Raw genomic sequence first — 12,536 nt, forward strand, 5'->3', positions numbered from 1 at the left:
ATATAAGGATTTATTTATGTCGCAAGGCAAGCCATTTTTGTACGGTCGGACGTTGCCATTGCTGTAATACATAGTTTTTTAAACGTTCTGGTACAGCATCACCATTTTGAATAAGGCGTTGCAACATCAGGGCAAGTTCAGCATCCACAATGCTCCATGAACCAAAAAGAAATTCGGCATCAGACGCAAGAAGTTTTTCTGCAACAAAGAAAAGTTTCTCCGCAGCTTTTTTGCCTTCTTCTGAAAGTGGAGTGGACGTGGGCTGAATAAAAACAACATCGGTTGGACGCTCAGTTCTTAGTGCCACTAAGTCTGATCGGAGCCATGCCTGAATTTGTCTTGCTCTTGCGCGTGCTTGAATATCTTTTGGATAAATAGATGTGTTTGGATAAAGCTTCTCAAGATATTCCAAAATGGCGGAGGATTCTGATAAGGCAAAATCGTTATGTTCGAGTACAGGCACTTTGGCAGTTAATGACTTTGCTACATAAGACTTTTCAAACTGGCCTTGCTGGCCTAAGTTGATGGTCGCTATTTCAAATGGAATTTGTTTTTCATGTAGCCCTACAAAAACTGTAAACGCATAGGGGCTTAGAAATTGTGAATCTGTGTACAGCTTAAAATGTTCATTATTCATTGTTATTGTCCATGTCATAAAACAATCGAATCTAGTCTAAGTGAGCTGATCCAAGATTGGGTAGCTTTTTTGTGGAAAAGCTTTATTAGTTTTTGAATTAACCCATTTCAGTGTTCAACGCTAGGGCTTAATGTGCTGAAAATGCTGACGAACAATACTAAGCCACGCCTGTACCGCTGGTGAAACAGGAAGATTTTTTTTCCAAGCCATGACTAAGTGCCATTGAATATTTGGTTTTTCGAGTGGCACTGCTGCAAATAAAGTCGGGTCAAGCATGTCGGTATAATATTGCGGGAGAAGCGCAATCCCCATTCGTTGTAACACCATGTCTGCCAAGAGATGCCATTGGCTGGTCCGGCAAGCAATGGTTGGGTAGAAACCATGCTGCTTACAGGCATCGAGAATAATACTGTTTAAAGAGAAATTTTCTGGAAACATTAAAAATGATTGGTGTTGTAGCTCTTCGAGATTTATTTTTTTACGGGTTGCCCAAGTCGCATCACGGCGTAAAAGTACCATTAAAGGGTAGTTACATAGCTCAATGCTATTAAAGATTTGCTCATCAAAAGGCTGCAATAAAACGCCTACGTCTAGTTCATTGTTAAGCAAAGCTTGTTCAATACCACGTGAACCCACTTCCATAAAAGCTAATTCAATATCTGGCAATTGCTGATGATAATCAAATAGGGCAGTCGTTAAGAGCTGCGAACCTAAAGGCGGAACGCCAAGTTTTAAAGTACCTGTTTTTAATTGTTGATAGTTTTCTATTTCAAGAAAGATGTTTTGCTCTGCCTGAAGAAGCTCGACCGCATGTTGATAAATGCGCTCTCCAATTTCAGTTAACTCGATTTGTCTTTTACGGCCATGATCGGGTTTAATCAAAAGCTGTACCTGAAGTTGCTCTTCAAGCTGCTGTAATATTTTACTAATAGTGGGTTGAGTCAGATACAACTCTTCAGCAGTACGGGTAAAACTTTTAGTTTTAACCAGAGTAACAAAGCACTGTAATGATTTTAGAGAAAGCATAATAAAGAATAGATTATTCCATTTTGGAATAATATTAACATAAATAATTCATATTTAGCAGGTTTAACCAAGATAGCATAATAGTGTAGTTAACCATTTAATTTCGCAAAATGAGTACTGAATCTGCTTCTGGAACACCCAAACAACCTTCATTTTTAGTTTTAGTTAAACAAATTTTGATTTTGGCTGGATTTTGGTGGGTCGGATATCTCTTACATCAAAAACTCGGTGTGCCTGTATCGGCAGGCATTTTGGGTATGTTTTTATTGCTTCTATGCCTGTTCTTTAAAATTATCAAAATGGATCAGGTGGCAATGGGAGCAACCGTTGTTTTAGGTGAGCTATTACTGTTTTTTGTGCCTGTAGTCGTTGCCGTAGTTCAGTATAAAACCTTGTTTATGACCGAAGGATGGCAAATTGTCTTGAGCATTGCGGTTGGGACCATTTCAGTCATGCTCAGTACCTGCCTCACGATTCACTATTACAATCGTTTGAAAGCTTATTTACAGGCCCGCAAACGTCTTCAACATAAGCATATCTAAAGAGCGAACGACATGAATATTTGGTCAATTCTTTGTCTGATCTGGACTTTGGTCGCCTATGTTGTGGCAAAGCGAATCTATCAAAAGCATCCAAAACTTTGGTTGTCTCCTGCCATTAGTGTGCCTATACTCACTATCATTTTGATGACGATTTTTGGAATTTCATATCAAACTTATTCAGAAGATACGCAGTGGATTGTTAATTTATTAGGACCAGCAACGGTTGCTTTCGCTGTACCGATTTATCGTTATCGGGAAACGATTCGTAAAAACCTTGGAGTCCTTTCAATTGCGATTATTGTGGGGATGAGTGTAGGTGTGATGTCTGCCTATGAAATGGCACAGTGGTTCCACTTTAGCCCAGAAGTGACCAACAGTTTAATGGCACGTTCTATTTCAACACCATTTGCCATGATTTTAGCGGAAGATATTCACGGTTCGGCAGCATTAGTTTCACTATTTACCGTTATTACTGGTTTGGTCGGTATGATTTGTGGTGATGCAATTTTAGCGATTACTAAAATTCGTTCAAATGTGGCCAATGGGGCGGCCTTTGGTAATGCAGCGCATGGTTTTGGTACAGTGAGAGCACAGCAAAGAAATAGTGAAGAAGGTGTGATTGCCAGTTTGACCATGGTCATTGCAGGTATTTTAATGGTACTGATTGGGCCATTTGCGATTCATCTATGGTTGCTGTTGTAGGTTTGTCTAAGTCGGCTTGTCATGTTGTTGAATAATGTTTGATAGTTTTTTTATGGCCTGTCTCATTAGTTCGGGTTCAAAATCGCCTAAGCCAACAATTAAACCCGGACGTTGTTGTTCTTTTGAAAATGTGGGTGAAATTGCTTTAATCGCAATGCCTGCATCGACTGCCGAGCTTGCAACGTCAATGTCATTAATATGATGAGCAAGCCATAACACCATATGCATGCCTTGATCGCCCGGCTGTAACCAAGCCAGTTCTTGGGGTATATATTTTTCAATCAAGCCAATAATGTATTCTCGAACTTCTGCATAGACATTCCGAGTCCGTCGAATATGTCGCTCTAAATAGCCCTCTTGAATAAAAGCAGCTAAAACGTGCTGGTCGGCAGCAGGTGGGTGTCGATCAATTAATACTCTTAGCCCACAAAAAGGTGCCACCAATTCTTTAGGCAATGCTGCATAGCCAAGTCTGAGTGACGGAAATAAGACCTTACTGAAAGTCCCAAGATAAATCACTTGGTCAGGTGCCATGCCTTGTAAAGATGGGAAGGGCTGTCCGTTATAGCGAAGTTCACTGTCATAGTCATCTTCAATGATCCATGCATTTTGCTGTTTTGCCCAAGCTAATAACGCGGTGCGTCTTGCTAGACTCATTGGCATGCCAAGTGGATATTGGTGAGACGGCGTCACAAAAGCAGCACGTGCATGTTTAGAAAGTTTAATTCCAGTTTCAACTTGAATACCTTCTTCATCAACAGGAACACGCACCATGCGAATGTTCTGTACAGCATGTTCAAAAATGGCTGTTGTACCTCGATAAGCTGGATCTTCAATCCAAACTTCATCTTTTGCTTCAAATAAAATCTGGCTACAAATATAAAGTGATTGCTGAATACCGGGAGTAATCACAATTTGGTCAGGTTCGCAGTGGACAGAGCGTGATCGGCGTACATAGTCAGCTATAGCGACTCTTAGTGATAACACGCCTTGAGGTTCACCATAACCAGAAGGAGCACCTGCACCTCGTGATCTAAATTTATTACCAAATTTACGCCAGATATCACTTGGTTGAGTACGACCGACGGGGACAGATACCGCAAAAGGAACATGAGGAAGTGGCTTAAATTCATCAAGCACTTTGGCATAAGAACGTGCCGATTTGGTCAACGATATCGAGTTAGGTTTATTTTCTTTTGATGAATGTTGTATTACAGATGTTTTAACCAAAGCATGAGACACATAAGTGCCAGTTCGTGCTTGAGAGTCAAACACACCTTCAGCTAAAAGCTGATCGTAAGCTTCGATAATTGTTCCGCGAGCGACCCCAAGTGTTTGAGCCAGTTCACGTGAAGAAGGCAACGGATCGCCGGGCTGTAAATCACCGCTTTGTACAGCTTCACGCAAAGCTTGAGTTAGTTGAGCACTAATCTTTCCTTGGCTTTTATCAATTTTTGCAATAGACGGAAGTTCAACAACTTTTGCCATTCTTGCCATAATTCTGGTCTACTTAAAAAAATACAAAGTGGTTCTTTTTAATAAACCACAGAAACCAGAAAATTTACAACACAAAATATAAATAACCCTGATATTTACAGTGAGGTTTTAGTCATGTATATCCCTGATGATTTTGCAGAAAACCGTTTGGATGTGTTGCATTCTCTTATTGCAGAACATCCATTTGGAGTGCTTTTTACTCATGGAAGTAATGGCTTAGATGCAAATCATCTTCCATTCGAATTACAGGCAGGTGAAGGGGAATTGGGTGTACTACGTGCGCATGTGTCTAGAGTTAATCCTGTCTGGCAGGTCATTAAAAATGGAGATGAGGTGTTGGTCGTGTTTCAAGCAGGCGATGCTTATATTTCACCAAACTGGTACCCATCCAAACATGAACAGCACAGACAAGTGCCGACATGGAACTATAGGGTTGTGCATGCTTATGGCAAAGTGACCATTCGAGATGATGAACGTTATGTTCGCGGTGTTGTGGCTCGTTTAACTCGTACCCACGAAGCATCTCAACCTGAACCATGGAAAATGTCGGATGCACCAAAGGATTATCTTGAACCGATGTTAAAGGCGATTGTGGGAATAGAAATTGAAATTACTAAGCTGCAAGGAAAATCAAAACTTGGGCAAAACAAAGAACGCCGAGACATTTTAGGCGCGGCAGATGGCCTATCGAAATCTGGTCATCAAACCATAGCAGACGCTATGTATAGTGTGGCTGAGTTAAATAAATAATTTTGAAAATATAAAACTTTAATATCAATTGAGGAGACAAAGATGTCTTTTACTACACCTGTTGAGTTGGTAGGTGAGCACGTTATTTTAAAGCTGCTAGATGTAACTCAAGCTGAAGCGCTCAAAGAGGCCGTTTGCGATGGGGAACTCTATAATCTTTGGTATACCCGTGTGCCAAGACCTGAACAGATGACTGCTGAAATTGAAAGACGACTCGGTTTGCAAAATTCTGGTTCTATGTTGCCATTTTATATTGAAGACCGAAAAACGGGGCGAGCGCTTGGCATGACGACCCTCATGCATATTGAAGAAGCGCATCGCCGTGTAGAAATTGGGTCGACTTGGTACCGCAAGTCTGCACAGCGTTCACCTGTAAATACCGAGTGTAAAAAGCTACTGTTGGCTCATGCATTTGAGACTTTAAACTGTATTGCTGTTGAGTTACGCACATCTTCTTTAAATGTTCAAAGTCAAGCCGCGATCGTACGTTTGGGTGCAAAGCTAGACGGTGTGCTAAGAAGCCATCAAATTGTAAAAGATGATATTTTGCGGGACACTCACGTTTACAGCATTTTAAAACATGAGTGGCCTGCGGTTCGCCAAAATCTGGAATGGATGTTGAATAAACCGCGCTAAAAGGAATTTTAAGCAAGCTGTTTTTCTCTTTTTTGGCTTAGCCAGAAGAGAGAAGCTGCGGCAATCACCAGCCATGGTATTAAAGCCATATTCATTGCTTTCCAGCCAAATAAATCCAGTAAAGCACCTGCACTAAAAGAACAAATTAAGCCGACAACAAAAACAGTCATGTCGTTAATGGCTTGAGCCTTGGCTTTTTCAGCCGCTGTATACGTTCCGGTAAGTAAAGAAGTGCTGCCAATAAATAAAAAGTTCCATCCCACACCTAATAAAATGAGTGAGATTGCAAACGATGCGAACTGAATACCCGAGAGGGAGAAACCAATATAGCAAGCAAATAATATAAGACCGGCAAACATGATTTTAAGCACACCAAATCGGGCGATTAAATGTCCAGTAAAGAATGAAGGTAGGAACATACCAAGCACATGAAGCTGAATGACGGTTGTAATCGTTCCAAGTTCATGATGTGAATGTCGCATGGCTATGGGTGTTGCAGTCATACCTAAAATCATAATGCCATAACCTGTGACGGCACTAAACAAAGCAACTAAATAGGTAGGCTGAAAGACAATCTGTTGCCATGGGCGACCAGCAGAAAAGTCAGACTTTTGCTCAACTGTATTGGCAATATGTAGGCTAGATAAAATGCCCATTGCGACAAGTGAGATGATGCTAATAATTAAAAATGAACCGATATATTCTAAATGCTGGAATAAAGGTCCGCCGAAGCGTGCTAAAGTTGGGCCAATGAGAGCTGCAACAATTCCACCTGCCATCACCCAAGAAATAGCGCGTGAGCGGAACGCATCATTTGCGACTTCACTGGCAGCAAAACGATAAAACTGGGCAAAGGATTGATATGCGCCAACACATAGCGTACCCAAAGCCAGAAGCATGAGTGAACTATAAAAAATACCAATTGATGCGATAATGCCGCCGAGCACACCTAAAAAAGCACCGAATAGAAAACCGTTACGCCGTCCAATATGTGCCATTAATATTGAGGCAGGGAACATCATCAAGGCCGTACCTAAAAACATAGAGGCGATGGGCAGCGTTGAAAGTGTTGGGGTATTTGCAATATTTGCCCCCGCCAAGCCACCAATGGTCATGACCATGACAGAAACGGTTTGGAAAAGTGATTGGGAACTCGCCAAAATTAATACTTGGCGGTGCATAGTATTTTGAAGCATGAAAGCCTTTAATTATATGTGTTAATTGATGAGTCTGGGTGCTGCGTTTTTATATAGGAAAAAAGTATCAACAGCTCAGCTGGAAAATGTTGAGATGTTCTTGGCGATAGATATAACAATATTTCTTTGGCATAAACTATTTCTTATCAAATATTTGTAGCTGAATGATCAGGCTTAATATTCTATCATCTGATAATTTGATGCAAAACAGTTGCAGTACCAGTTTTCTAAATAAGTCTATTTATCTAAGACATTTAATGTGTCTATTCTCTCAAATTCTTTTTCATCCACCTTAAAATAAATCGTTAACCTGAGGTTAATAACAGCTCATCTAGGTTGATTGATCGAAAGTCCATAAAGCGTTTTTATAGATTCAGAACAAAACTGCGATCTATAGGTAAACACATGGAAGGCTCAGTTCAGAATAAAGAACGATTATGGACAAAGCGGCGTCATGCCAAACAACTAAAACTAGAGATGGCAAACCAATATACAGATGGTGTGGTGATTCCAACTCAAGACATTATTAAAGTTTTAGAAACCCTGATTACTCCGGGTGACAGAGTTGTACTCGAAGGGAATAACCAAAAGCAAGCAGATTTTTTATCGCGCTCTTTGGCTCAAACCAATCCAGATGTTTTGCATGATTTGCATATGATCATGCCAAGCGTAGGGCGTTCAGAACATCTTGATCTGTTTGAAAAAGGCATTGCACGTAAGCTCGATTTTTCTTTTGCTGGCCCGCAAAGTTTACGTATTAGTCAGTTAATTGAAGATGGACTGCTAGAGATTGGTGCCATTCATACCTATATCGAGTTGTATTCACGTTTGGTGGTCGACCTAATTCCAAATGTGGTGCTCTCGGCGGGTTTTATGGCGGACCGCCAAGGCAATATCTATACAGGCCCTAGCACCGAAGATTCTCCAGCACTTATTGAACCTGCGGCTTTTAGTGACGGTATTGTGATTGTTCAGGTCAATGAACTGGTCGATGACGTTTCAGATTTACCACGTGTCGATATTCCTGCTTCTTGGGTTGATTATGTGGTGGTGGCAGATCAGCCATTTTATATCGAACCGTTATTTACTCGTGATCCGAAACACATCAAGCCAGTGCATGTGCTTATGGCCATGATGGCAATTCGCGGAATTTATGAAAAGCATAATGTGCAATCGTTAAACCATGGGATTGGTTTTAACACTGCGGCAATTGAGTTGATTTTACCGACCTATGGTGAGTCTTTAGGTTTAAAAGGGAAAATTTGCCGAAACTGGACTCTTAACCCACATCCAACCTTAATTCCAGCGATTGAAACAGGTTGGGTAGAAAGTGTGCATTGTTTTGGTACTGAACTCGGTATGGAAAAATATGTTGCCGCTCGTCTCGACATTTTCTTTACAGGTCGCGATGGCGCCTTACGTTCTAACCGCATGATGTGTCAGCTTGCAGGTCAGTACGCCGTTGATCTATTTATCGGCGCAACTTTGCAAGTTGATGGCATGGGGCATTCTTCGACTGTCACTAAAGGTCGTTTAGCTGGCTTTGGCGGTGCACCGAACATGGGGCATGACCCGCGCGGACGCCGCCATGATACACCAGCATGGCTAGATATGCGCTTGCAAGGTGCCAATCAAACAGAAACCTATTTGGCCCGCGGTAAAAAGCTAGTTGTGCAAATGGTGGAAACCTTTCAAGAAGGTGGTAAGCCGACTTTTGTGGATCGTCTTGATGCGATTGATGTTGCTAAAACCGCAGGTCTGCCTTTAGCACCGATCATGATTTATGGCGATGATGTGACCCATTTACTCACCGAAGAAGGCATTGCTTATTTATATAAAGCAAGTAGCCAAGAAGAGCGTCAAGCCATGATTGCCGCAGTGGCAGGGGTAACCAGTATTGGTTTAAGCCAAGACCCTAAAACAACGGCACGTTTAAGACGTGAAGGTTTAGTGGTATTCCCAGAAGATTTAGGCATTCGCCGTACCGATGCTACACGTGAACTTTTAGCTGCAAAAAATATTGCCGACTTGGTGACATGGTCTGATGGTTTATATCAACCACCTGCAAAATTCAGGAGTTGGTAATGATGGCTCAAATTCAATATCAAACACTCAGCCATAGTCAGCTTTTAGCAGACATGGCGGTCGAGGCTTTAATTGATGAAGTGAATCTGACACCAAAGCCCGCCTTGGTCGACCGTCGTGGCAGTGGCGCACATGATGATCTGACTTTGGAATTAATGGAGCGTTCTGCGAAAAGTCTACGCCCAATGTTTGATGCGATGGCGCAAGCAGCAATCCAGCACGGAACAGTGTGTCAGGCCTTGCGTGAAGACATTGGTGAAATTGGTCGCCAAGGTGAAAACACCATGATGTTGGCAACAGATGGAGTCAACACACACCGCGGTGCAATTTGGGCCTTGGGTTTAATGGTCACGGCAGCAGCACTTGCGCGCACAAATCAACAGTACTTATCGGCTGTTGAATTATGTCAGTTAGCAGGTCAGATTGCCCAGCTAGAAGATCGGTTTATTCCCAAACAGGCTTTGAGTCATGGTCAGCAGGTACAGAAAAGATTAGCTGTCTTAGGTGCAAAAGAACAGGCACAACAAGGCTTCCCAACTATTGTGAATTTTGGTTTAAAGCAGCTTTATCAAAGTCGCAGTAAACCGATGAAAGAAGAGTTTGCTCGATTAGATGCTTTGCTTGCCATGATGACTAACTTGACAGATACCTGTGTGCTCTATCGCTCTGGAACTCACGGCCTAAAGCGTATGCAACAAGGGGCTCAGCAAGTGCTCGATTTGGGCGGTAGTTCAAGCCTAGAAGGCCGACGTGCTTTGCATTTGTTAGAGATTGACCTACTTAGGATGAAAGCATCCGCTGGCGGAGCAGCCGATTTGTTGGCAGCAACATTGTTTATAGATCGTGTTGAGCAGTCATCTTCAAAAAATAAAGAGGGATTTTGATTATGGAAACACTTCATTTTGAGTTTTTGGCGACAGAGCCACCTGTAAAAAAAGCATTAGTCGGATGTGTGGGGTCAGGTGATTTAGAAATTCTGATGGAACCTAGTGAGGCGGGAAAAACTACTATTCAGGTGGTGACTTCGGTAGATGGCAGTGCAGCACGTTGGCACAATCTTTTTGAACGGATTTTTACTGCGCAAATACCACCTGCCGTCAATATTGATATTCATGACTTTGGTGCAACTCCTGGTGTTGTTCGCTTACGTCTGGAACAAGCATTAGAGGAGATTGCTCATGACTGATATTCAAAGCTTGTTAAATAAACAAGATTTTATTGAACTCAGTGCGAGAGAACGTGCCAAAGCGCTATTAGATGAAGGGACTTTTCGAGAGCTACTTGACCCATTTGCACGTGTCATGTCACCTTGGTTGGTTAAGCAAAATATTGTGCCGCAAGCTGATGATGGCGTGGTGATTGCAAAAGGATCTATTCAAGAACAGCCAGTAGTTTTAATTTCGATTGAAGGTTTATTTCAAGGTGGAAGTTTAGGTGAGGTGGGCGGTGCCAAAATTGCGGGTGCCTTAGAACTTGCAGTTGAAGACAATCTAAAAGGAATTCCAACAGCGGCAATTTTACTATTAGAGACGGGCGGCGTTCGCTTACAGGAAGCAAATCTTGGTTTGGCTGCAATTGCTGAAATTCAGGCTGCAATTGTGAACTTACGTCAGTATCAACCTGTGATTGCAGTAGTTGCAGGTAGTGTAGGGTGCTTCGGCGGTATGTCAATTGCGGCTGGACTATGTAGCTATATTGTAATGACACAAGAAGGACGTTTAGGCTTAAATGGCCCGCAAGTAATCGAACAAGAAGCTGGTGTACAAGAATATAACTCCAAGGATCGTCCATTTATATGGAGTATTACAGGTGGTAATCAGCGCTTCGCGAGTGGTTTGGCAGATGCTTATGTTGACGATGATCGCCAGAAAATTCGTCAGCAAGTCATCGATTATTTAACTCAAGGCGTGCCTCAGCAGCATCGTAGTTCAAACTACTCATTCTATTTAGCGAAGCTACAACAAGTCGATACTGCTGAGCAGATTACCCCAGCACAGGTTCAAGCTTTGTATCAAGGAGAGCAAGCATGAATATCGCCGTTGATACATTAAAAGCATCTACACGTGGTGCACATTGGTTTAAAGCACTCACGCAGGGATTTAAGACAGTTGAAGGTTTTCCAGCTTCTATTTGGGTGGCTGATGGTCAGATTGATCAACAAGCGGTACGTGTGATTGCAGTTGTCCAAGACAGCAATAATCTGTTCCCACGCGCGAGACAAGGTGAGGTTGGGCTACTGGAAGGCTGGAGTTTGGCAAAAGCAGTTGATGACGTGATTCAAGATGATATTCATTCGGAAACTAAACGCGCTATTTTATGTTTGGTTGATGTTCCAAGTCAGGCCTATGGGCGCCGCGAAGAATTATTAGGTATTCATCAAGCTTTAGCGGGTGCAGTAGATAGCTATGCTAGAGCCAGATTGGCAGGTCATCCTATTGTGAGTTTATTGGTTGGTAAGTCGATGTCTGGTGCTTTCTTGGCGCATGGATACCAAGCCAATCGTATTATTGCCTTAAAAGATTCAGGTGTTATGGTGCATGCGATGGGTAAGGAATCTGCTGCACGCGTTACCTTGCGATCGGTTGATGAGTTAGAGCAATTGGCCTCAAGCATTCCGCCAATGGCTTATGACATTGAAAGTTATGCAACGCTTGGTTTGTTATCTGAACTGTTATTTGTTGAAAACCCTGAACAACCAACAACCGATGATCTTTTGTTAGCGAAACAGGCAATTGCTCAAGCGTTTAAAGAAATTAATGCTGATCAATCGAGAGGACTTGAACAAAGACTTCATGGCCAAAACCGTCAAATGTCTAAAAAAGTCCGTGAATTATTGCGTGAGCAATGGTCATGAAACTTAAGCTTGAAGCCCATGATTTGTTGTGGGGCATGACGGTCGATTGCATAGCCGATGATGCTCCGCATTGGGTGAGAGAGGTATTGCAACGAGGTGATCCTGTTGTGGTTCGACGGGCAATTACTCCTGTAGATCAGGTAGCTGTGGGTGTAAGAGGGCAATTTCGTCATCAACGTTATGCAGCTCAAATGCCACGATCTGCAATTAGCAGACAGCTTAAGCCAGAAGCGCTGACTCGCATAGATACGCAACAGTTTGAGCACTTGGCAGAACGTTTACAAAGCATTTCCAGCATTATGAAAAACTTTTCAGGATGTTGGGGATATACAGGAAGTTTCGGGTTTGAGCTGGCAACGAGCATTAAAACAGTAACTCAGCAAAGTGATATAGATTTGTTGATTCGAGCTGAACAGCCTTTTGCCAAAAAACAGGCAGTTGAGCTACTCGAAAATTTTCAGCAAGCAGGGCTCAATGTGGATATACAGCTACAACTTCCACAAGGTGGTTTGGCTTTAAAAGAATGGGCCAGGAATAGCGGAAAAGTTCTATTAAAACGTCCTGATGGCGCTGTTTTAGTAGAAAACCCATGGAATTAGGGAATAGATATC

General features: G+C 42.3%; 14 protein-coding genes. 10 read left to right on the plus strand and 4 right to left on the minus strand.

What is annotated here, in order from left to right; all coding sequences use genetic code 11:
- Positions 1-10 precede the first annotated feature (10 nt).
- Together yfcF and RMA94_RS11875 are read right to left on the minus strand one after the other, a co-directional pair.
- Entirely contained in the window at positions 11-637 is a 627-nt protein-coding gene (yfcF, locus tag RMA94_RS11870; RefSeq protein ID WP_311083059.1) for a glutathione transferase, read from the minus strand.
- A 120-nt stretch (positions 638-757) separates the two neighbouring features.
- Positions 758-1,663, minus strand: a complete 906-nt coding sequence (locus tag RMA94_RS11875) for a LysR substrate-binding domain-containing protein (RefSeq protein WP_311083061.1) — start codon at positions 1,661-1,663, stop codon at positions 758-760.
- 110 nt (positions 1,664-1,773) lie between these two features.
- Here RMA94_RS11875 and RMA94_RS11880 point away from each other — a divergent pair, with 110 nt between their 5' ends.
- Positions 1,774-2,205, plus strand: coding sequence for a CidA/LrgA family protein (locus tag RMA94_RS11880; RefSeq protein WP_086398882.1), 432 nt, complete (start codon positions 1,774-1,776; stop codon positions 2,203-2,205).
- A 12-nt stretch (positions 2,206-2,217) separates the two neighbouring features.
- On the plus strand, positions 2,218-2,907 hold the full coding sequence (locus RMA94_RS11885) for an LrgB family protein (protein ID WP_311083065.1): 690 nt from the start codon (positions 2,218-2,220) through the stop codon (positions 2,905-2,907).
- Between the two features lie 6 nt (positions 2,908-2,913).
- Here the strand turns inward: RMA94_RS11885 and RMA94_RS11890 are convergent, their stop codons facing one another.
- Positions 2,914-4,404, minus strand: a complete 1,491-nt coding sequence (locus RMA94_RS11890; RefSeq protein WP_311083067.1) for a PLP-dependent aminotransferase family protein — start codon at positions 4,402-4,404, stop codon at positions 2,914-2,916.
- A gap of 114 nt (positions 4,405-4,518) precedes the next feature.
- Between RMA94_RS11890 and RMA94_RS11895 the strand changes: the two genes are divergently transcribed.
- Complete coding sequence (locus tag RMA94_RS11895; RefSeq protein WP_311083069.1) at positions 4,519-5,154, plus strand: FMN-binding negative transcriptional regulator; 636 nt, start codon at positions 4,519-4,521, stop codon at positions 5,152-5,154.
- A 42-nt stretch (positions 5,155-5,196) separates the two neighbouring features.
- Positions 5,197-5,790: a GNAT family protein gene (locus RMA94_RS11900; RefSeq protein ID WP_311083071.1), complete on the plus strand. Its 594-nt coding sequence runs from the start codon at positions 5,197-5,199 to the stop codon at positions 5,788-5,790.
- An 8-nt stretch (positions 5,791-5,798) separates the two neighbouring features.
- Here RMA94_RS11900 and RMA94_RS11905 read toward each other — a convergent pair whose 3' ends face one another.
- Positions 5,799-6,986 carry an MFS transporter gene (locus tag RMA94_RS11905; RefSeq protein ID WP_311083073.1) on the minus strand — a complete coding sequence of 396 codons (1,188 nt, stop codon included), beginning with the start codon at positions 6,984-6,986 and terminating at the stop codon, positions 5,799-5,801.
- Between the two features lie 405 nt (positions 6,987-7,391).
- On the opposite strand from RMA94_RS11905, the gene mdcA reads away from it, so the two are divergent.
- From mdcA to RMA94_RS11935, 6 genes are read left to right on the plus strand one after another with little or no spacing between them, the layout of a single operon-like run.
- Positions 7,392-9,071, plus strand: coding sequence for a malonate decarboxylase subunit alpha (gene mdcA / locus RMA94_RS11910; RefSeq protein ID WP_311083076.1), 1,680 nt, complete (start codon positions 7,392-7,394; stop codon positions 9,069-9,071).
- Complete coding sequence (locus tag RMA94_RS11915) at positions 9,071-9,955, plus strand: triphosphoribosyl-dephospho-CoA synthase (protein ID WP_311083078.1); 885 nt, start codon at positions 9,071-9,073, stop codon at positions 9,953-9,955. Before mdcA ends, RMA94_RS11915 begins: the two co-directional genes overlap by 1 nt.
- A gap of 2 nt (positions 9,956-9,957) precedes the next feature.
- The gene (locus RMA94_RS11920; RefSeq protein ID WP_311083080.1) at positions 9,958-10,257 is read left to right on the plus strand and encodes a malonate decarboxylase subunit delta; all 300 of its coding nucleotides are present in this window, start codon (positions 9,958-9,960) and stop codon (positions 10,255-10,257) included.
- Positions 10,250-11,101, plus strand: coding sequence for a biotin-independent malonate decarboxylase subunit beta (locus RMA94_RS11925; protein ID WP_213385162.1), 852 nt, complete (start codon positions 10,250-10,252; stop codon positions 11,099-11,101). Before RMA94_RS11920 ends, RMA94_RS11925 begins: the two co-directional genes overlap by 8 nt.
- Positions 11,098-11,925, plus strand: coding sequence for a biotin-independent malonate decarboxylase subunit gamma (gene mdcE / locus RMA94_RS11930; RefSeq protein ID WP_311083083.1), 828 nt, complete (start codon positions 11,098-11,100; stop codon positions 11,923-11,925). Before RMA94_RS11925 ends, mdcE begins: the two co-directional genes overlap by 4 nt.
- Positions 11,916-12,524, plus strand: coding sequence for a malonate decarboxylase holo-ACP synthase (locus RMA94_RS11935; protein WP_270907091.1), 609 nt, complete (start codon positions 11,916-11,918; stop codon positions 12,522-12,524). The genes mdcE and RMA94_RS11935 overlap by 10 nt, the downstream gene beginning before the upstream one ends.
- Positions 12,525-12,536: the final 12 nt, after the last annotated feature.

The sequence above is a fragment of the Acinetobacter sp. V115_6 genome (genome assembly GCF_031799025.1).
Taxonomy (GTDB): domain Bacteria; phylum Pseudomonadota; class Gammaproteobacteria; order Pseudomonadales; family Moraxellaceae; genus Acinetobacter; species Acinetobacter pittii.